Annotated in this window: 19 protein-coding genes; 6 read left to right on the plus strand and 13 right to left on the minus strand. The window is 64.0% G+C overall.

The window, feature by feature from the left end; genetic code table 11:
• Positions 1–3: 3 nt before the first annotated feature.
• Positions 4–1182, minus strand: coding sequence for an MFS transporter (locus DNK89_RS14940; protein WP_110960734.1), 1179 nt, complete (start codon positions 1180–1182; stop codon positions 4–6).
• Between the two features lie 217 nt (positions 1183–1399).
• Between DNK89_RS14940 and uvrA the strand changes: the two genes are divergently transcribed.
• On the plus strand, positions 1400–4495 hold the full coding sequence (uvrA, locus tag DNK89_RS14945) for an excinuclease ABC subunit UvrA (protein WP_238990821.1): 3096 nt from the start codon (positions 1400–1402) through the stop codon (positions 4493–4495).
• A 25-nt stretch (positions 4496–4520) separates the two neighbouring features.
• Here uvrA and DNK89_RS14950 read toward each other — a convergent pair whose 3' ends face one another.
• The 7 genes from DNK89_RS14950 to DNK89_RS14975 all read right to left on the minus strand — a co-directional run bounded on the left by DNK89_RS14950 (position 4521) and on the right by DNK89_RS14975 (position 8283).
• Entirely contained in the window at positions 4521–5093 is a 573-nt protein-coding gene (locus DNK89_RS14950) for a DUF1439 domain-containing protein (RefSeq protein WP_110960735.1), read from the minus strand.
• 67 nt (positions 5094–5160) lie between these two features.
• Positions 5161–5412: a hypothetical protein gene (locus tag DNK89_RS14955; protein ID WP_110960736.1), complete on the minus strand. Its 252-nt coding sequence runs from the start codon at positions 5410–5412 to the stop codon at positions 5161–5163.
• 166 nt (positions 5413–5578) lie between these two features.
• Entirely contained in the window at positions 5579–6064 is a 486-nt protein-coding gene (locus tag DNK89_RS14960; protein WP_110960737.1) for a GNAT family N-acetyltransferase, read from the minus strand.
• 178 nt (positions 6065–6242) lie between these two features.
• Positions 6243–6659 carry a hypothetical protein gene (locus DNK89_RS14965; protein ID WP_110960738.1) on the minus strand — a complete coding sequence of 139 codons (417 nt, stop codon included), beginning with the start codon at positions 6657–6659 and terminating at the stop codon, positions 6243–6245.
• A gap of 92 nt (positions 6660–6751) precedes the next feature.
• Positions 6752–6904, minus strand: a complete 153-nt coding sequence (locus tag DNK89_RS24410; protein WP_161958944.1) for a hypothetical protein — start codon at positions 6902–6904, stop codon at positions 6752–6754.
• Positions 6905–6931: 27 nt separating this feature from the next.
• Positions 6932–7678, minus strand: coding sequence for a tRNA-uridine aminocarboxypropyltransferase (locus DNK89_RS14970; RefSeq protein ID WP_110960739.1), 747 nt, complete (start codon positions 7676–7678; stop codon positions 6932–6934).
• On the minus strand, positions 7675–8283 hold the full coding sequence (locus DNK89_RS14975) for a class I SAM-dependent methyltransferase (RefSeq protein ID WP_110960740.1): 609 nt from the start codon (positions 8281–8283) through the stop codon (positions 7675–7677). Before DNK89_RS14975 ends, DNK89_RS14970 begins: the two co-directional genes overlap by 4 nt.
• Before the next feature lie 111 nt (positions 8284–8394).
• On the opposite strand from DNK89_RS14975, the gene DNK89_RS14980 reads away from it, so the two are divergent.
• From DNK89_RS14980 to DNK89_RS14995, 4 genes are all read left to right on the plus strand, one after another.
• Entirely contained in the window at positions 8395–9654 is a 1260-nt protein-coding gene (locus DNK89_RS14980; protein ID WP_110960741.1) for a helix-turn-helix domain-containing protein, read from the plus strand.
• Positions 9655–9697: 43 nt separating this feature from the next.
• Positions 9698–10390 carry a PQQ-binding-like beta-propeller repeat protein gene (locus DNK89_RS14985; protein ID WP_110960742.1) on the plus strand — a complete coding sequence of 231 codons (693 nt, stop codon included), beginning with the start codon at positions 9698–9700 and terminating at the stop codon, positions 10388–10390.
• Between the two features lie 195 nt (positions 10391–10585).
• Positions 10586–11407: a DUF899 domain-containing protein gene (locus DNK89_RS14990; RefSeq protein ID WP_161958945.1), complete on the plus strand. Its 822-nt coding sequence runs from the start codon at positions 10586–10588 to the stop codon at positions 11405–11407.
• Between the two features lie 24 nt (positions 11408–11431).
• The gene (locus DNK89_RS14995) at positions 11432–12043 is read left to right on the plus strand and encodes a hypothetical protein (protein ID WP_110960743.1); all 612 of its coding nucleotides are present in this window, start codon (positions 11432–11434) and stop codon (positions 12041–12043) included.
• Here DNK89_RS14995 and DNK89_RS15000 read toward each other — a convergent pair whose 3' ends face one another.
• Positions 12044–12427: a VOC family protein gene (locus tag DNK89_RS15000; protein ID WP_110960744.1), complete on the minus strand. Its 384-nt coding sequence runs from the start codon at positions 12425–12427 to the stop codon at positions 12044–12046.
• 326 nt (positions 12428–12753) lie between these two features.
• Here DNK89_RS15000 and DNK89_RS15005 point away from each other — a divergent pair, with 326 nt between their 5' ends.
• Positions 12754–13350 (plus strand): flavin reductase family protein, encoded by a 597-nt coding sequence (locus DNK89_RS15005; protein WP_110960745.1) that lies wholly within the window; start codon positions 12754–12756, stop codon positions 13348–13350.
• Between the two features lie 115 nt (positions 13351–13465).
• On the opposite strand, the gene DNK89_RS15010 is transcribed toward DNK89_RS15005, so the two are convergent.
• The 4 genes from DNK89_RS15010 to DNK89_RS15025 form a co-directional block, all read right to left on the minus strand.
• Positions 13466–14887, minus strand: a complete 1422-nt coding sequence (locus DNK89_RS15010; RefSeq protein ID WP_110960746.1) for a DUF2130 domain-containing protein — start codon at positions 14885–14887, stop codon at positions 13466–13468.
• 184 nt (positions 14888–15071) lie between these two features.
• Positions 15072–18176: an AAA family ATPase gene (locus DNK89_RS15015; protein WP_110960747.1), complete on the minus strand. Its 3105-nt coding sequence runs from the start codon at positions 18174–18176 to the stop codon at positions 15072–15074.
• 2 nt (positions 18177–18178) lie between these two features.
• The gene (locus DNK89_RS15020) at positions 18179–19945 is read right to left on the minus strand and encodes a hypothetical protein (protein WP_110960748.1); all 1767 of its coding nucleotides are present in this window, start codon (positions 19943–19945) and stop codon (positions 18179–18181) included.
• Positions 19946–20156: 211 nt separating this feature from the next.
• Positions 20157–20495 (minus strand): 3'-5' exonuclease, encoded by a 339-nt coding sequence (locus DNK89_RS15025; RefSeq protein ID WP_238990822.1) that lies wholly within the window; start codon positions 20493–20495, stop codon positions 20157–20159.
• Between the last annotated feature and the right edge of the window lie 25 nt (positions 20496–20520).

Genomic DNA, 20520 nt, shown 5'->3' on the forward strand with positions numbered 1-20520 from the left:
CGTTCAGTGCCCGCCGCGCCCCACGGGCCGCAGCGGCCAGGTCAGCACCAGCCACAGGGCTGTGAGCGCCGTGGTCACCGCAAACAGGCCCGGAGCGCCCGCCCATTTGACCAGCGCGCCCCCCAGCGCACCGCCCGCAAACAGGCCCAGCGACTGCAGGGTGTTGTAACTGCCCAGCGCGGCGCCGCGCAGGTGGGGCGGCGCCATGCGCGATACCAGGCTGGGCTGGCTGGCCTCCAGCGCATTGAATCCGCAGAAAAAAACGAACAGCAGCGGCCCCAGCACCCACAGCGTGGCCGGCATGCCGCTGGCTGCCAACAGGCCCAGCCCGGCCTGTACCACCAGCACCAGGGCGATGGCACCGAGCAGGGCAGCGCGCAGGCGGCCCGCGCGCTCCAGCGCAAACAGCCCCCCCATGGCGGCAAATGACAGCACGACGGCGGGCAGGTACACCTGCCAGTGGTGGTCTTTGGTGAGTCCCGCCTGCACCAGCATGGCCGGCACAGCCACCCACATGGACAGCTGCACGGTGTGCAGCACAAACACGCCCAGGTTCAGGCGCAGCAGATCGGGGTGGCCCCACACATCGGCCAGGCGGCCCCGGGGGGCGTTTTGGTGCTGCAGCGGCTCGGGCGGCACCCACCAAGCCACCACCGCCACACCGGCCAGGGCCAGCGCACAGGTCAGGCCAAACAGGCCCGACAGGCCGATATGGGCGGCCAACACCGGGGCAGCCACCAACGCCACAGCAAACATCAGCCCGATGCTGCCGCCCACCAGCGCCATGGCCTTGGTGCGCACGCTGTCGCGGGTCTGGTCGGCCAGCAGCGCGGTCACGGCTGCCGACACAGCCCCTGCGCCCTGCAGCGCCCGGCCCAGCAGCAGTCCGGTCAGAGAATCCGCCAGCGCAGCCATCAGACTGCCGCCTGCGAAGACGAGCAGGCCGAGCACGATCACCCGCTTGCGCCCGAAGCGGTCGGAAGCGATGCCCAGCGGCAGCTGCAGGAAAGCCTGCGTCAGGCCGTAGATACCCATGGCCAGACCCACCAGGGCGGGATCGTCGCCACCGGGGTACTTGCGTGCCTCCAGGGCAAACACGGGCAGCACCAGGAACAGGCCCAGCATGCGCAGCGCAAAGATCAGCGCCAGGCTGATGCTGGAGCGGCGCTCCAGCGGGGTCATCTTGGTACTGGGGGTGGGTTGCCGGGAGGCGGCGGTGGCTGACAGGGAAGGAGAATCCGGCACGGTGGTGCGCTAAGGCCCGAAGAAGCAAAACCGGGATTTTCGCCGATTGGCTGGGTGGCTGCTCGAAGGCCTCCAAAGCGTGGTGCGCAGGGACGCGGTGCAGGCCTGGCGGGTAATGCTGGAGTGCTACGCCAGAAAACGTGGGTGACCTATCATGGTGGGTTTTCCTGCACAGAGCCCGCCCGTGACCCCTCCCCCTGTTGCCGATGACCGATCCGCCGATGGTGTCTACCTCGCCCGCGCCCTGCGCGAGCAGTGCATCAGCATCCGTGGCGCGCGCACGCACAACCTCAAGAACATCGACCTGGACATCCCGCGCAACCAGCTGGTGGTGATCACCGGGCTGTCGGGCTCGGGCAAGTCCAGCCTGGCGTTTGACACGCTGTATGCCGAGGGGCAGCGGCGGTATGTGGAGAGCCTGTCGGCCTATGCGCGGCAGTTTTTGGGGCGGCTGGACAAGCCCGACGTGGACCTGATCGAGGGCCTGTCGCCAGCGATTTCCATCGAGCAGAAGGCCACCAGCCACAACCCGCGTTCCACTGTGGGCACGGTGACCGAGATCCATGACTATCTGCGCCTGCTGTACGCCCGTGCGGGCACACCGTTTTGCCCGGACCATGGCCTGCCGCTGGCGGCGCAGACGGTGAGCCAGATGGTGGACGCGGTGCTGGCTCTGCCCGAAGACACCAAGCTGATGATCCTCGCCCCCGTGGCGCGCGAGAAGAAGGGCGAGTTCACCGAGCTGTTTGCGCAGATGCAGGCGCTGGGCTACATCCGCTTTCGGGTGGATGGGCAGATCTACGAGCACGAAAGCCTGCCGCAGCTCAAGAAGACCGAGAAGCACGACATTGACGTGGTGATCGACCGCGTGAAGGTGCGCGCCGACCTGCAGCAGCGCCTGGCCGAGAGCATTGAAGCCGCTCTGCGCGTGGGCGGCCACGAGGGCAATGGCCGCGTGCTGGCGCTGGAGATGGACACGGGGCAGGAGCACCTGTTCAGCAGCAAATTTGCGTGCCCGGTGTGCAGCTATTCGCTGGCCGAGCTGGAGCCGCGCCTGTTCTCGTTCAACTCGCCCATGGGGGCGTGCCCGGCGTGCGACGGCATTGGCCAGCGCGAGGTGTTTGATGCCGCGCGTGTGGTGGCCTTCCCGACGCTGAGCCTGGCCAGTGGTGCCATCAAGGGCTGGGACCGGCGCAACGGCTACTACTTTGCGATGCTGGAGAGCCTGGCGCGCCACTACGGCTTTGATGTGGAGGCGCCGTTCGAGTCGCTGCCCGCCACGGTGCAACACGCCATCCTGCACGGTTCGGGCGAGGACGAGATCGCGTTCAGCTACATCCTGGACAGCGGCGCCAACAAGGGCAAGGTCTATACCAAGAAGCACCCGTTTGAAGGCATCCTGCCCAACATGGCGCGCCGCTACCGCGAGACCGATTCGGTGGTGGTGCGCGAAGACCTGGCCCGCTACCGCAGCACCCAGCCCTGCCCCGAATGCCACGGCGTGCGCCTGCGCCGCGAGGCCCGCCATGTGAAGGTGGGCGAAGGCCCACAGGCCCGCGCCATCTACGAAGTGAGCCACGCCACGCTGAGCGATGCCCATGCCTGGTTCAAGGCCCTGCAACTCACGGGCGCCAAGGCCGAGATTGCTGACAAGGTGGTGCGCGAGATCACCACGCGGCTGCAGTTCCTGAACGACGTGGGCCTGAACTACCTGAGCCTGGACCGCAGCGCCGAAACGCTCTCGGGCGGCGAGGCGCAGCGCATCCGCCTCGCGTCGCAGATCGGCTCGGGCCTGACGGGCGTGATGTACGTGCTCGACGAGCCCAGCATCGGCCTGCACCAGCGCGACAACGACCGGCTGATTGCCACGCTGCAGCACCTGCGCGACATCGGCAACAGCGTGATCGTGGTGGAGCACGACGAAGACATGATGCGCGCCGCCGACCATGTGATCGACATGGGCCCCGGTGCGGGTGTGCACGGTGGGCGGGTGATGGCACAGGGCACGTATGACGAAGTGCGCGCGAACGCGCAGTCGCTCACCGGCCAGTACCTGTCGGGCACGCGCACGATTGCCGTGCCCCAGCGGCGCACGCCGTGGTTGCCCGTGCTGGACCAGCCCGCGCCCGTGGTGGAGACCAAGGCCAAGTCGCGCTTTCCGCAGACCGAAGCCAGCAAGCGCCGTGCCGAACGCATGGCCGAACACCACGCGCGCCAGGGCGCCGTGCAGGCGCTGCGCGTGGTGGGCGCCACCGGCAACAACCTCAAAGGCGTCACGGTGGACTTTCCCGTGGGGTTGCTCACCTGCGTGACGGGGGTGTCGGGCTCGGGCAAGAGCACACTGGTCAACGACACGCTCTATGCCGCCGTGGCACGGCAGATTCACCGTGCGCACGAAGAACCGGCCGAGCACGAAGAGATCGTGGGCATCGAGTACTTCGACAAGGTCATCAATGTGGACCAGAGCCCCATTGGCCGCACGCCGCGCAGCAACCCCGCCACCTACACCGGCCTGTTCACCCCCATCCGCGAGCTGATGGCCGAGACCAACACCGCCAAGGAGCGCGGCTACGGCCCCGGGCGCTTCAGCTTCAACGTGTCGCAATCCTCCGGCGGTGGCCGCTGCGAGGCCTGCCAGGGCGATGGCGTGGTGAAGGTGGAGATGCACTTCCTGCCCGACGTGTACGTGCCCTGCGACATCTGCCACGGCCAGCGCTACAACCGCGAGACGCTCGAAGTACAGTGGAAGGGCAAGAACATTGCGCAGATCCTGGAGCTGACGGTGGAAGACGCGGCGGCGTACTTCAAGGACGTCCCGACCATCGCGCGCAAGCTGCAGACGCTGCTGGATGTGGGCCTCTCCTACATCCGCCTGGGCCAGGCCGCCACCACGCTGTCTGGCGGCGAGGCACAGCGTGTGAAGCTGGCGCAGGAGCTGAGCAAGCGCGACACCGGCCGCACGCTCTACATCCTGGACGAGCCCACCACCGGCCTGCACTTTGCCGACATCGACCTGCTGCTGAAAGTGCTGCACCAGCTGCGCGATGCGGGCAACACCATCGTCATCATTGAGCACAACCTCGACGTGATCAAAACCGCCGACTGGCTCATCGACATGGGCCCCGAGGGCGGTGCGGGTGGTGGCACCGTGGTGGGTGTGGGTACCCCAGAAGAGCTGGCCGGCAACCCTGCCAGCCATACGGGACGTTATCTGGCGCCGTATCTAGACAAATCCAAATCGCCCGCCTGAGCGCGCGGGCTCCCAGGGCAGGCTTTCAGGGCGCCTTGCTCACAAACGCCACGGTCAGCCCCTTGGCGGTCACGGTGATGAGCCCTGGCTGCAGGCCCAGGCCGTAAAACACTGCGGTGTCTTGCGGGCGCAACTGGTGCAGCGTGACTTCGCGCAGCGACTGCTCGGCCAGCTGTGGGCCGTAGGCATTGAGCAGCTCGTTCACTGCCGGGCGCAGGCCGGGAAACTCCATGCGGCCCAGCTGGATCTGGTGGGCGCGCAACGTGCGGTCGCTGGCCTCGTAGCGCAGCGCAAACTCCACATCCAGGCTGCCGGGGTAGCTGCGCCGCAAAGCGGGGCCGGCCACGTCGAGCGCCATGGCCGCGCCCAAGCGGTTCACCTCGGGCAGCAGGCGCAAGTGCGGCGTCTGCACGGTCAGGTTGAACAGGCCCTGCACCGGCACGCTGCGGGGAAATTTGGGGTCCACCATGGACTGCAGCTGCGCCAGGGGCACCGTGTAGCTGGGCTGGGCCTGTGCGCCACTCGCCACCAGCAGTGCCGCGCCGCCTAGGGCGATGCTACGGGTGGCGGCGGTCAGAAATCGTCGGCGGTGCAGCATGGGCGTTCTCCGGCAAAAACCGGTGTGACTTCGAGGCGGCAAAAAGGTGCCCCGGCGCAGGTTGCGCTCAGCGCCCCACCACCGACCAGCCCGCCCGCTGGTTGTTCTTGTCGTTCTCGTACTCCCACGCGGTGCCGCAGCGGTCGCACACGTAGCGGGTGATGGTGACGGTGCCGTCGTCACGGTCTTCCTTGCGGTTGCCGCGCTGCACCAGCTCGGCGTGGCCCGGCGCCTTGCGCCAGTTGCGCTGGATTCCCTGGCAGGGCTCGCACAGGGCCATGGGTTTGAGTTCGTTGTGTCGTGCCAAGTCTTTGGTCATGGGGTAGCAGCCATCGCGGGCTGGGGTGTGGGTTTGTCTGCTGCGGGGCGGCTACTGTAAGGCACCGGCGACGAAAAGGCACTGAGCGGGATCGGCACTGCAACCCCAATGAACCTCCAGGGCTTGCGGATTAATCGCAGTCAGCTATCAAATCAGGAGTGGAAAGTCATTCGCCCACCAACGGCTTGGCCATGCGCGCGTTGTGCAGCACCACGCCGGCACGTTCCACCTGCTGGCGCAGCTCCACCACAAAGCCCTGGGCGGCAAAAAATGGTTCGGCAGTCAGACTCACGTACGCGTGCAGACGGGGGATGTTGCGTTGCTGGGCCTGCGCGTGGATGTGCGCCATCAGCGCACGGGCCACGCCCTGGCCGGAAAACGCTGGAGCCACGAAGAACATGTCGATACAACCGTCGGCCTGCAGATCGGCAAACCCCGCAATGGGGCCGTCGCCCTGCGCTTGTGCGACGAAGGGCTGGTTGGCTCGCATGCGCTCTGCCCATGTTGTGGCCTCATAGCGCTGTGGCGCCCAGGCATCGAGTTGCTCGGCTGTGTAGTGCTTGCACGCCAGACCATGCACCGAGGCATGGAAAACGGTGCGCAGCGCGGGCGCGTCACCAGGGCGAAAGTTGCGGATGTGGACAGAGAGCATGGGTGGTTCGCTCACAGAGAACAGGGCGCGCGATTGTGCAGCAAGGCCATTGCGCAGCAGCTTGCTCTGGTCTGCATCCCCGCGCTTCAGGCTACGGACGATCGCGCAGAAACACCAACGCCCGGCACCGCGAAAGGCGATGCCGGGCGTTGGCGAGACCGGGGCGGGAACCGCGCGCTTACTTGTCGAGTTCGGCGGTGAGCATGTCCCAGCTGGGGTACGAGCTTTCGTCCAGCGTGATGGCACCTTTGCCCGCGACAAACTTGAAAGCCGTGGTGCCGGTGCGGGCGAATTCCAGGGTCTTGAGTTTGCACACCGCCGCCTTGGAGGGGGCATCGTTGCAGTAGCGCGGAGCGTTGTCCACGATGGTGCCGGCTGCATAGCGCACCTGGCGCAGGTGGTCCACGGTCTGGAAGCTTTCCTGCTTCACTTCCATCTTCACATTGCAGCCGCAAGATTGCTTGAGGGTGCTGGCGGCAGACTGCAGGGCAGGCGTTACCTCTGCCGCAAAAAAGTCGCGCTCGGCCTTGCCGGCATGGGCCAGCGAGGCCACGGCGAGGCTCAGGGATGCAATCACCAGCGTGTGTTTTTTCATAGTGTTCTTTCAATGGACGGTTTGGAGAACCTGTTCTCGCAACGGCGGCCACCAGCCCCTCCCTGGCCGGTACCCGCGCTCGACCTGATGGTTCAAGCGCTGCGGATTGTGCCGCGCAGAGGCGCTGCATTCGTCGCGTTGCGCCTTACAAAACGTGCATTTTTGTAAGCGTTCATGTCACGCTCTTTGTCCATTTTTTGGCGCTGTGCCGCCCCAAAGCGCGTCAGGTCGACGACGGCGCGCATCGTCCGCTTATTGGCTCCTGCGCCGCCTTAATTACCCGTCTCGGTCAGACCGCGCAGCCGCAGGTGCGTAGCATCGTCCGCCGCCACCGGCAACTGGTGCTTGGCCTGCAGATAGTGGTGCGTGAACACATCCAGGTACGCCTCCAGTGCCTGCGCGGCTTGCAGCTCGCCCGCCAGCTCCAGGCACAGCGCGCCCACCTCGGAGGTGCAGAAGTGGTCCATGCGCGTGGAGCGGCGCAGGTGGTAGCGCGAGAGCTGCTCGGGCTGCAGGCTCAGCACGGGCAGGTGGTTGAGGTAGGGGCTTTTGCGGAACATCTTGCGCGCCTCGGGCCAGGTGGCGTCGAGCAGCACGAACAGCGGGCGTTTGCCCTCAGCCGTGGCCACCTGTGTGACCACGCGCTCGGGCGCCACGAACTCGCCGGGGAAGACTACATACGGCTGCCACTGCGGGTCGGTCAGCAGAGTCAGCAGGTCGGGGTGCACCTCGGTGCGCGCCCAGCCAAAGGCATAGGTGTCGGCCACCACATCGGCAATCAGCCAGCCAGTGTTGCTGGGCTTGAGGGGTTCGATGTCCGCCATCAGCAGGCACATGCCCGCGCGCGTGGGTAGCTGGGGGCGCAGCGCACAGATGCAGTGGCTGGGCACCAAGCGGCAGCCCGCGCAGCGCTCGCCCTTGGGGCCGCCACGAGCCAAAAAGGGTTTGGCACTGCGGGCCAGGCGCTCGGCGCGCAGACGGGCTACCGCATGGGGGGGCGTGGGCGTGGAGTCGTTCACTGGCCGCCTGCCTGCTCCAGCGCAAACAGCGGCACCTCCGCCTTGCGACTGAGCCACACGCCGCCGCCCAGCTCAATGGCGCCCTCTTGCAGCCCGCGCCGGTAGAGGTCGGCTCGGTGGCGGAACACGCGGTTGTCGGTGATGTCTTCGTCGATGATGTCGCGCTCGTAGTCCTCGCGCGAGACCGCTTCGATGTACAGCGCGCCCCGGCTCAGGCGGCCCAGGTTGTGCAGGGCGGCCTTCAGGTCGGGCGGGCTCAGATAGGGCAGCACGCCCTGGCAGATCACAAAGTCGAACGGCTCGCTTGCCGCATAGTTCACCACCGAGCCCTGCTGCCAGCCAAAGCGCTCGCACAGGTAGGGGCTGAACTCCACGCCCTGGTAACTGGCGGCGGGAAAGTGCTGCGCCATGATGTCTTTCCACAGCCCGATGCCGCAGCCCACGTCGAGCACGCGGCGCACCGGTACACGCAGGTATTTGAGGTAGCTGCACACGAAGGTGCCCAGGCGCTCCATGTGCTGCGGGTCCACCACGCTGGTTTTCTTGTCGAAATAAAAGCGTTGGTAGTAGGCCTCGTCGAAGGTGGTGGCACTGGCGGATTTCAATGGACGGTCCTTGTGGCGGTGAAAGCAGCAAAGCGCCAGAGTATCCCGCACCCGGCCGGGTGCCTGGCGTGGGCGTGACGGCGGCTGCGGCGGGCGTGTAGTCTGTGGCCCATGGATTCGCTAATCTCCGCATCTGCCCGCGCACTGGCTGCCGGGAACCCGCTGAGCGCCCTCAAGCGCGTGGCCCTGCGTGACGACCCGCCCGCCCTGGCCTTGCGCGGCATTGCCATGGCGCAGCTGGGCGAGTACCCCCATGCGCGCGACTTGCTGCGGCAGGCGGCGCGTGCCTTCGGCGCCCACGAAGCCCAGGCGCGCGCCCGCTGCGTGGTGGCTGAGGCCGAGGTGGCGCTGGCCATGCGCGACCTCGGCGGGTCACCCCGCCCGCTGCTGGAGGCCGCCAATACGCTGCAAGCCCACGGCGACACCGCCAACGCCGCCCAGGCGCGACTGATTACGGCGCGACGGCTGCTGCGCATCGGCCGCCTGGACGAAGCTGCAGCGGCCATGAATGCCCTGGCGGCCGCCCCCGCAGCGGGCAAACTGCCCCCCGCCCTGCGGGCCATGGCAGACCTCACCCTGGCCGAACTGGCACTGCGCTCGCTGCACATTGCCGCCGCCCGCGCTGCCCTGGACCGCGCGCATGAGGCCGCTTTGCAAGCCCGCGTGCCGGCCCTGCTGGCCGAGGTGGCGCAGGCACGCGCCATGCTGGACCAGCCCGCAGCGCGCCGCGTGGGGGCCGGGGTGGACCAGCCGCTGCGCCTGTCAGAGGTGGCCGACCTGCTGGCGTCTGGCGCGCTGGTGGTGGATGCGTGCCGGCGCTGTGTGGGGGTGGGCGCGGCCCCATCTGCCCCAGACGCCGGTGCCGTGTGGCAACCCCTGGCACGCCGACCTATTCTGTTTGCCCTCGCCCGTGCACTGGCGCAGGCCTGGCCCGGCGATGCAGAGCGTGAGGTATTGATTGCCCAGGCCTTCCGTACCCGCCGCCCGGACGAGACCCACCGCGCGCGGCTGCGGGTGGAGGTGGGGCGCCTGCGCGCGCTCCTGCGGCCGCTGGCGCGCATCGAGGCCACGGCGCGCGGCTTTGTGCTGCAGCCCCTGGACGCTCGGCCGGTGGTGGTGCTGGCACCGCCCATCGATGGCGAGCAGGCGGCGCTGCTGGCTCTGCTGTCGGACGGGGCGGCCTGGTCCACATCGGCGCTGGCGCTGGCTGTGGACGCGAGCCAGCGCACCGTGCAGCGCGCGCTGGCCGAGCTGGAAGAACAAGGCCGTGTGCGCTCCATCGGCCGCGCGCGTGCGCAGCGCTGGCTGGCGCCGCCGCTGTCCGGATTCACGACGATCTTGTTACTCCCCGCTGCGCTGCCAATTGCCTAAAGTGGACGCCAAGCCCCACCGGGCCACCCCCCAGGAGCCAACGATGACCGCATGCACCCACCACGAACCGACACCCGCCACCCTCCGCAGTCACCCTTCACAACCCGCCGAGATCGTGCGCGAATACGGCCCCTTTGCGGGTGCAGACAGCGTGCATGGCGTCACGCACGACGGCCAGCATGTCTGGGCGGCCACGGGGGCGCACCTGGTGGCCTTTGATGCCGCCACGGGCGAGACCCGGCGCACGCTGCCCGTGGCCAGCGATGCCGGCACCGCGTTTGACGGCAAACACCTGTACCAGATCACCGAGGCGCGCATCGACAAGATCGACCCCGCCACCGGCCAGGTGGTGGCCTCCATCCCAGCCCCGGGCAACGGCAACGACTCGGGCCTCACCTGGGCCGAAGGCAGCCTGTGGGTGGGCCAGTACCGCGACCGCAAGATCCACCAGATCGACCCCGCCACCGGCGCCATCCGGCGCACCATCGAGTCCGACCGCTTCGTGACCGGCGTGACCTGGGTGGACGGCGAGATGTGGCATGGCACCTGGGAGGGTGACGAGAGCACGCTGCGCCACATCGACCCCGCCACCGGTGCCGTGCTGCAGCAGCTCGACATGCCACCAGACGTGGGCGTGAGCGGCCTCGAATCCGACGGCGCCGACCTCTTCTACTGCGGGGGCGGCGGCAGCGGCAAGGTCCGCGCCGTTCGCCGGCCCAAAGCGGCCCGCCCCTGAGGCCTTGACTTCTTGATCCCTTGACCTCTTGAGGTATGCGGCCCCCCGCCGCAACCTCCACCACCCTGGTAACCACAGGCCCTGCGCACATCACGCGATGCCGCGGGCCGGGGATGGGTGCGCCTGCCAGCGCCTCATTCCAAGGCCATTTTTCATCCCGCTACGCCATCCACCACTCGCACAAGGAGCACCCCGATGAACGCACCCACCCCCCATCCCGTGGTTTCTGCCGACCAATGGTTGGCACAGCGCCATGCACTGCTGGCCCGCGAGAAGGCGCTGACCCGTCTGCATGACGAGGTCGCCGCGCAGCGCCGCGCATTGCCCTGGACCCGCGTGGACAAGCGCTACACGCTGGACACGCTGCAGGGCCCGCGCGCCTTGGCCGACCTGTTCGACGGCCGCAGCCAGTTGCTGGTGCAGCACTTTATGTTCGGCCCGGGGTGGGAGCAGGGCTGCCCCAGCTGCTCCTTCATGGCCGACCACATGGGCGGCATGGCGCTGCACCTGCAACACCGTGACGTATCGGTGCTCGCCGTGTCGCGCGCGCCGCTGGCCGAGATCGAGCGCTTCCGCCAGCGCATGGGCTGGCAGTTCCGCTGGGCGTCGTCGCACGGCAGCGACTTCAACCACGACTTTGCCGTGAGCTTCACGCCCGAGCAGCGCGCACGCGGCAACGGCGAGGTGTTCTACAACTACGGCATGCGGCCCTTCCCTGCCGATGAGGCGCCGGGCATCAGCGTGTTTGTGCGCAACGATGCGGGCGATGTGTTCCACGCCTACTCCACCTTCGGGCGCGGCGTGGAGGCCATGATGGGCACCTACCAGCTGCTGGACCTCACGCCCCGAGGCCGCCACGAGACCAACCCCGCCTACCCCATGGACTGGGTGCGCCACCACGACCGGTATGCGCCCTCCCAGCCACAGGCTGGGTCTGTGACGGCGCCAGCCGCACAGGCGCCCCAGCCTTCACCGGCCCACACGGCGCCGGGTGGTTGCTGCGCCGCACGGGGCTGACCACACACCGCGCGGAGTGCGACCATGGACGCCGCCCTCTGGCCCTGGCTGGCCATCGCTGCCATGGGCGCACTGCACGGGCTCAACCCCCTCACGGGCTGGGGGCTGGCCACCGCCTGCAGCCTGCACGCCAACGACCGCAGCATGCCGCTGCGCGCACTGCTGCCCATGGCCTGCGGGCACCTGGCCGCCGTGGCATTGCCGGCGGCTGCGGCGGTGTGGGGGCTATCGTTGTCGCCATCCGCGCTGGTTGCGGTAGCGGGCGGCCTGGGTGGGGTGGTGGTGCTCGCTCGCGCGCATTGGCTGGCGGCGGGGTGGCATCGCCTGCGCAAGCCGGCCGGGCCCGTGGGCATGGCAGTCTGGTCCTTTGGGGTGGCCACGGTGCACGGTGCCGGGCTGGCGCTGATGCCTGCGCTGGCCCCGCTGTGCGGGGGTGATGGCGCAGCAGGTGGGGCGGCTCCAGCGGGTGGCGGGCTCTCCACCCCCTTGTTGCTGGCGCTGGCCGCGCTGGGTGTTCACATCCTGGCCATGCTGGCCGTCACCGGGGCCATGGCCGCTGCGGCCTGCCAAGCTGTGCAGGCCGCCCAGCGCTGGCTGCAGCGCCACCGGCGTTGCAGTGGCGACCCTGCTCGCTGATCAGGCCTTGGCCGGGCGATGCAGTGCGCAGATCTTGTTGCCGTCCGGGTCGCGCAGGTACGCCAGGTACAGCTTGCCGCCGGGGCCTTCGCGCCAGCCGGGTGGGTCTTCGCAGGTAACGCCGCCGTTGGCCACGCCGGCGGCATGGAAGGCGTCGGCCTGCTCCGGCGACTGCATGGCAAAACCGATGGTGCCGCCGTTGGCAAAGGTGGCAGGCTCGCCGTTGATGGGGGTGGTGATGCCAAAGGTACCGGTGGGTCCGCGATAGAAGTAGCGGTTCTTGTTGGCCAGCCCGGGCGGCACACCCAGCGTGCCCAGCAGCGCGTCATAAAACTTCTTGGACCGCTCCAGGTCGTTCACACCGACCATCACATGACTGAACATTCATCGTCTCCTGTAAGCCCCTCAAGGGGCGGGTTGTGGCCAACGGTTGGCGGTGGCATGTTAGCGTGTGGCTATCGCCGTCACAGGGGCGTGCCACAAGCCCCTGTGCGGCACTCTGGCTGGGGCGCCTTTTGGCGGCAGCCGCTGCGGCCTCCGGGCGCCCATACAGGCTGCATGAAAGCCGTTTTGAGGCAAAAATGCGCTATAGCGCTAGTGCAATATGCCTGAATAGCTATTTAATTTATAGCAAACATCCGCAACGCCAACAGCTTCCGCGCTCCACCCCATCCCCCTCGTATCGCTCACTGAACAAACCATCACACCCCATGTTGCCCACTGCCTCCCCGCCCCACTTCACCCCGGTGCCCCTCGACAAGGCCTACCGCTTGCTCAACCACGGCCCCGTCGTGCTGGTGTCGGCCACCCATGCAGGCCAGCACAACGTCATGGCCGCATCGTGGGCCTGCGCACTGGACTTTGCGCCGCCCAAGGTCACCGTGGTGCTCGACAAGGCCACGCGCACGCGCGAGCTGGTGGAGGCCAGCGGCTTCTTTGCACTGCAGCTGCCCACCGTGCCCCTGGCAGCGCTCACCGTTGCCCTGGGCACCGACACCGCCAAGACCACGCCCGACAAGCTGCGGCGCCATGGCGTGGCGTTTTTTGAAGCCCCCGGTCAACCTGCGCAGACCACACCCCCGCTGGTGCAAGGCTGCGCCGCCTGGCTGCTGTGCCGCGTGGTCCCCGAGCCGCACAACCAGCAGGCCTACGACCTCTTCATCGGCGAAGTGGTGGCCGCCTGGGCCGACGACCGCGTGTTCCGCAACGGGCACTGGGAGTTCGACACCGCGCCGGATGACCTGCGCACGCTGCACTACGTGGCGGGTGGGCAGTTCTATGCGACGGGGGCTTCCATCAGGGTGTGAGCCCGGGCGCAGGGGGCGCGTCGCCGCTGCGGCAGGCAGTGCGGGCTCCTGATCACCGCCTGCAGCGATGGGGGCGCAACGCCCGGCCGCGCACCGTCCACCGCGCGGCCCTGTCTCACTCCCCATCCAACATTCCCACCTGCTTCAGCTCCGCAAACTTGGCCGCCATCGTCGGGTTGCCGCGCGTCAGCTTCTTGATGGTGAGGTCTTCGGCCTTGTCGTTGGCCAGGCGCAGGTTGTTGGCCGACTTGTGGAGCGCTTCCTTGGTCTTCTCCAGGTCCTTGATGGCCTCGTCAATCCGCTTCACGGCTTCCTCGAACCCGTCTGACGCCAAGCGCCAGTTGCGCCCAAACGCCCCCTTGAACTCCTCCAGCTGCGATTCAAACTTGGTGATATCCAGGTTCTGCGAACGCACCAGCGCCAGCTCGGACTTGTACTTCAGCGAGTTCAACGCGGCATTGCGCAGCAGCGTGATCAGCGGCACAAAAAACTGCGGCCGCACCACATACATCTTGGGGTAGCGGTGCGACACATCCACGATGCCGCTGTTGTACAGCTCGCTCTCCGGCTCCAGCAGGGACACCAGCACCGCGTATTCGCACGCCTTCTCGTTGCGGTCCTTGTCCAGCTCTTTCAAGAAGTCTTCGTTCTTCTTCTTGGTGGCCGTCTCGTCGCTCTCGTTCTTCATCTCAAACATGATGGAAACGATCTCGGTGCCGTGCTCATCCGCCTCGCGAAAGATGTAGTCGCCCTTGCTGCCGGTGCGGGCGTCGTTGTCTTTCTCAAAGTGCGCGCGCTGAAACGCCGCCGCACGGATGCGGTTGAACTCAATCTCGCAGTGCTGCTCCAGCGTCTCGCCCACCATCTTGGTCGATAGCCGCGCCTTCATGTCCCGCAGGCGCTCAATCTCGCCTTCGCGGTCGCGCAACTGCAGGGCGAACTGCTCCTTGATGGCTTTCTCTTCCAGCTGGTTTTTGACGGTGATGAGGCTGAGCTCGCTCTTGAAGGCATCCCGCTCCTGGGCCACCACTCCCACGGCCTGGTTCACCGCCTCCGTCACCGCCAGTTGGCGCGCCACATCGCTGGCCGCCAGCTTGGCTTGCAGGGCCTGAATCTCGGCGTCCTTTTTGGCGGCCTCGGCCTGCAGCGCATGGGCCAGCTTGGCCTCGGCCAACTGGGCGGCGGCTTGCTGCGCGTTGCGTGCCTGTGCCAGTTCATTCGCCAGCGCATCGCGCTCTTTGCTCACCGCGCCCAAGGCTTCTGTGACGGCCAATTTGCGCTCCACCTCGACCGCGTCCAGCTGGGCCTTCAGCGCCTGAATCTCGGTGTCTTTGGCCGCCGCCGCCTTTTGCAGCGCATTGGTCACCTCCGCTTTGGCCAGAGCAATCGCGTCGCGCTTTTCCCGCTCGGCCAACTCCAGCCGCTCGTGCAATTGCTGCTCAAACTCGCCATCGCGCACCTGCTTGAGGATGTCGGCATACCCCGCCTCGTCGATCTTGAAGGCTTTGCTGCAGTGGGGGCAGATGATTTCGTGCATGTCTGTGCGCCCTGTTTTTGTTAGTTATTGACGAGTAGTTCAATTGGTGGAGCGACTGCCGTGGGAGAGCTTTGTAAATGCAATTCCTAGCTACGAAAGTAGGACTGTGACAAGTTCCCCCATTAATCTCAACACTCCGCACGAAAGACCCGGGCACACTTGTCCGCCGCCTAATGGCCGCACCTTACGCTTCAGTGTCTCGGGCCAACCTAATCGTCTTGAAGTCATCGCCAAGGAATCCAAACTTGCGAGCAAACAGCGAAGCAATGCGCGTATCCGCAGTCGCAAAGAAAATCTGACGCTTTGAGTGAACGGCCAAGTCGCGCAGGTAGTCTAAGAACGATAGGGCGTTCAAATCGTCGACGTGGGCAACTGGGTCGTCAATCAGAACAACTGGCGGTGCATTGGCTGCAGTCCGATTGAGAGCCAGAAAGACTGACAGCGCAAATGCTGAGCGCTGACCAGTGCTAACTCGGTCCAATGACCAAGTTTCCTTGGACTCTCGCGACCTGAGAAGTACTTCGCCGTCACCAACATACTCGTACTCATTCGGAGAGTGAATTCGGACGAAGGCTGCATTGATTTCTGCGCCGATGGCATCAAGCGACTTCTTGGTGGCACGGTCCAGGGATAGTTCTTTTGCAAGGGCTATCAGCGCTTCTCCAGCGGCACGAAAATTCATGTGCTTCATAAGGAGCGCACGTACTGCCTTGTCAATCTCTGAAATGTGTTCAGTCAGCGCGGAGATATCGTTAGACGCTGACTGTTCATGCGTGGCTGCTTGGACCGCCTCTGCCAGCGCCCGTAAAGCGCCGGCGATGGATGCTTGGACGTCGCTTAAGGCCATGTCATCCGCAATGTCCAATTGAAGGCAGAGCGCGTCTGCATGCTTCGTCAGGGCTTCCAAATCTTGGCGTAAAGCAGCAACAGCTTGGAAATCATTTCCGACGGCCACACGAGTTTGCCATGATGGAGAAAAGAGAGGTGAAACCAATGATGCAAGTTGCGATGCATTCGAATTCAGTTCCGCCTGCAGTGGCGGTAGCTGCTCTCGAGATGATGTGGACGCGCGCTTGTATGCCTGAAGGTGCTGTTGTACAGCGTCAATGTCATAGGGACTCTGACCCACCGTTACCTCAGCGGATATCGAGTTCAACAGTCGGTCGTATTCAATCTCGGTGAGGCCGAGCCTCTCCAGTTCAAGCCACTTTTCCTTGACTATCGGCAGGTCAGCATTCGCTTGGTTCAGCTCATTGCGAGCGTTCTGCAGCGCGAGGAGAACATCTCTGCAAAGCGATGTCTGCGGCATTTCAAAATGAGTGGCAATGTGCTGAATTCGTTCGAGATGTGATTGCCAACTTTTCCAACCTTGCAGGTTGTTCTTGGCATCTGAAAGTTGCTGCGCAATGGCAGCAAGTTCCGCTGGCTGCTCGAGGTCGGCAGTAATACTTTCAATGTGGCGTGCAAGCACCTCCGCCGTGTGCTTTGTCTTACACACTGGGCAAATGTCTGCGGCGCCACCTTCTGCTATTGATGCTTGCACAGCAGTAGTCAGTTGCTGAGCCACACGTGCCCGTGTCGCCGCTGCCTGTCCGTAAGCCGAGCTCAGCTTTTCTAGCGAATGGACTTGGCTAGCCACTGAATTGACGCTCTGGATTGCGCTATTGACTGCATCAATGAGCCTCACATCCGAGAATTCAGGGCTCACCGTAGGGACATCGAAACTTGCGTAGATGCCAATCTTGTCCGCAGCTCTGTCTACGCGTTCCTTGCACTGCAGATACTCAGCTCTCAATGTAGCGAACCGACTTCTAACGTAGAGGGCCCAACGCTCGAAAATGCCAGCGGCTGCGTCATAAGCCCTGATTTGCTCTGCGAGACCAGTTGCCCGCTCATTGATGGCAGTACGAGCAGCGTCGACAGCTTGGGCGGCAATAAACGCGCTGTCGACTTGGGACCACCGCGCTTTTAGGGCTCTAAGGTTTACGAGTCCCGTCCCTGCGGAGAGAAGGATTTGTATGTGCTCATGCGCGGCCTGCAGCGGAGTCCCTTCTTCCGCCGAAGCAAAGGGAGAGCTGGACGGGCTAGCCTTCCACCCCATCGTTGACAGTGATGCCCTAAACGAATCAGTTAGCGCCTTCGCATCGGACGGCCGCTCTTGTAATGCCTTTAGCTTTGTCCTAGCGTCGTTCAGTTGCCCCTGAGCCTCCTCCAACTTGACGAGCGAACGGTCTCTCGCGAGCTCGACCTCCGGCGTCAGCTTTCCGATGTATGCCCAGACCTGGGAGGCTTCTGGGCCCACGACGAGTCGACTGAGGTCCTCGGGCAGAGCCTCAGCATTGAGTTCGGACGTAACTCGGAACGCGGCATCGGTATCAAGGAAGTTATATCGGTCAAATCCATCGAGGACGCCGCTCGAGGTTCGCTCCTCGCGGTTGTACCACTTCAGGCATCGGGCTCTAAGGCGAGTGGAATCGGTCGTTGAAGCCATCTCCAACGTGCTCCCGCACAGCGTAGCGAAAACCTTGCTGGAGCTGCTTCCTCGTCGTCGGTTTTGGCCGCAATAGAAGTATTCGATGGCCTCGAGGAGTGAGGTCTTACCTGTGCCGTTTGGGCCCGTAATCAACGTTACTTGACCAAACTCGTACGGCGGCTTTCCATCGTGGACAGGTCTGAACTTCTCAATTCGGAGTTTCGTGAGCCATGTGCTATTCAGTGGGGCATCTGTCTGATGGAGTGTGAGCGGCTTCCGACTGATTGCTAGCCGACGAGCGTCACCGGTTCCAATCTGTTCAATAAGCGTAGTGCGCGTAGGCCGGTCAAGAACCGCATCGAGGGCCGCTGCCGCAAGCTTGCGTCCCCATTCAGCCACTATGTCGAACTCTTGAACATTGTCATTGGCTGTGAAGTATTGAGCAGCGCCGAGCGCTGATTCGAGTTCGTCTTCCGAGACTACGCGCTTACGGGCGTATTCCTCGTCCGCTTCAATCGCGCTTTTCGCCTCTTGGAAGCCGTCTTGCTGTTTGGAGTTAGGGCCCGCCACGATGTAGATGTACTTGTTCCATCTCAGGTCGCCCGGCGAACTGAAGTATCCTTCCCCAAGGATGCGTTCCTGAAACGCACGAAGCCCCTTTGCACGGCCAACCACATCGTCTGCGAAGTCAACGTAGGCGACCGCAAATGTCTTGTCTTGGTAACGGCGCTCGCCACGAAGAACAGCGTCTTCAATCTGTTCGATGCCGACTAGAAGGCCGGCCACTTTTTTCCGAGCGGATTCAAGTACTTGCATAGTTAGCCTTGAGCGATTGATGTAGGGCTTCTGCCGTCATCTGTGAAGTTCACCAACTGCTTGATTGGTGCAAACACCGGACCGTCTACTGTGAAATAGCAAACCGCCACACGGTGGCGCCGCTCCGGGACGTTCTCCCTGCGGAGTAGTTCATAGGCCGCGTCAGACTTAGCCTTGATTTGGTCACCCCGCGGGTTGAACCCTAGGTATGACACGAGCGCAGGCTGCTGCCCGTCCTTCACCACGTTGGTGTGAGGTGATCGCCGTGACCATTGGATGCGAGCGCCACCGCCCTCTAAATCGCGAATTGCCAAGGGCAACGGGTCGAAAGTAGCAAGAATGTGGTGCAACGCGGCGACGCTCTGGACGCGGTCATGTCGCAATGTCCGAATTTGTTCGTCTCGTTCCAGGCGGACCGTCACGCGCTGAGGAAGCTCGTCGTCTTCGATGCGAAGCGAAGCAAGTTCTGTTGCGGCATGCCAGTTCTCTGTTTCGTTATTAAGCCCACAAGCGAGCGCCACTGCGCGCTCGATGCGGAGGCGGCTTTCCTCAGTCTTTAGATGTGCGAATGCCGCCTCGACTTTCTCGTCGCCAGAAAAGATCTCTGTTAAGCCGGTGTCAGCACACTCAGTTTGCTCTACCCATGCCAGCGAAGTTGCATCCCAGGTGTATCTCGCATCCATAGTTGGACCGGTTGAATTGGCGAGCAACTGGAGACCTGTGTGCTCCACCTTGGGCGCGGTCAGTTCGAAAACGGCAGGAGCATAGTGAAAGTGCAAGACATGACGTTCGCGCCGATGTTTCGAGTAATACAGACCCTTCCGCTCATTGCTCTCTATTTCGGCATCATCTGTTGAGCAGCGGTCGTGCGGCAAGTACCACGCCGATCCTGTCTCGTTTCCCCACTCGTGTTTCTTTCCATCAGCATGCTCCATGAAGATCATGTTTTCTGCCCAGTTCAGACAGACGATGTCGCAATTACTTGTGCGACGGTTTCGGCGGAAAGTCTCAAATCGGTACTGTTGATAGTCGGGGTTATGAGGCTTTTGGTTGAGCTGGATGTGTAACAGCGTTGCCCGCTCAGTCAGCTTAAGAAGGATGTTCTTATCCTCGGAAATGCCAAAGGCGTCTGAGCAGATTATGGTCGCCAGCGAGAGGCGTTTCTCCGGGCCAAAAAACTGATAAATCTTTCTGCCTGTGCGGAGCAATCTGTTCTCAAAGTAGTGCTCGTCCTTAGAAGAGATGGTTTTGAATTGGAACAACACCACGCGGCGTTCGTTTCCGCTTTGCTTCTCTTTTGCGATGAAGCAGTATGCAACTGGGTCGAAGTAGGTACCCTGTTTCTCTGCGGCCTCGTCTTCTTCGAAGAAAACTTCGCATGTGCCAGTCTGTAGCGCCTGTGTCTTGAACTCCACCAGTTGCTTTGGGGTCATGCTCTCGCAACCCAGTACCCACAATGCATCCCGAGCCGGGAACGTCTCGCCCTCAATGCACTTCAGCAAAGTCTTGATGGGAAGGTAGTACTCGGGAGTGACCACCAGATGATGGCCACCCTTTACGGCCATCTCAAGTAGCCGTGTCGCTTGTTGGTCGGCAAAATCGAGGTCCAGAGGTCCGATTCGGGCTGCGTCACCCAGGAACGGGCCAGAGGGCTGAAATAGCAGCGCACGGTAGCTCTCCTCGGTTGGATTCAGAACTTCGAGCGCTGGATTCGCGAGTCCATGTTTGTCTAAATAGTCACTTACATTTACGATGTTTTCGATCTTCATTTCTCATCCCCTTGCAGCGCCTTTATCGGGCTGCTTAAAGCAATATCGCACTGGCGGTTAGGCACTACCCGCGAGGGCCAGGTCTTGATCCGGAAAGCCGCAGTCATTCCCAAGAGAGAACCAAGTTGAACGTGAGCTTTGAGGCAACGTCGCGCAGCACGCTCGCGACCACTTTGCGTCGTTTTTGTCTACACGCTGCAATACAGAAACGCTACTCATGTAACCGCCTCCCTAATCCGCCATCCCCACCAACCCCCATAACCAACATCTGCGTAGCCCGCGTAGCCGCCAGATAAAACACCCGCGCCGCCTCCTTCTCGTTCTTCCCCGCAGCAGGCATATCCCCCACGCCGGGTAGCGCCACCACGGGGAACTCCAGGCCCTTGCTGACCTTCATGGTCATCACCTTGATCTTGTTGCTGGTGGGATCAAAGTCGCCAAAGCCCAGCCGGTTCTCTCCCGACAGCTTGCGTTGTGCCAGGGGGCGGGCGCCCAGGTCGCGCGTCTTGGTGTCAGCGCACAGCATTGCTTTGCCGCAGAGCGAAGTCATGCCCATACGCCTCGGTCTCGAGCAA

The organism is Acidovorax sp. ST3 (assembly GCF_003231145.1).
In the GTDB taxonomy this organism is placed as follows: domain Bacteria; phylum Pseudomonadota; class Gammaproteobacteria; order Burkholderiales; family Burkholderiaceae_C; genus Acidovorax.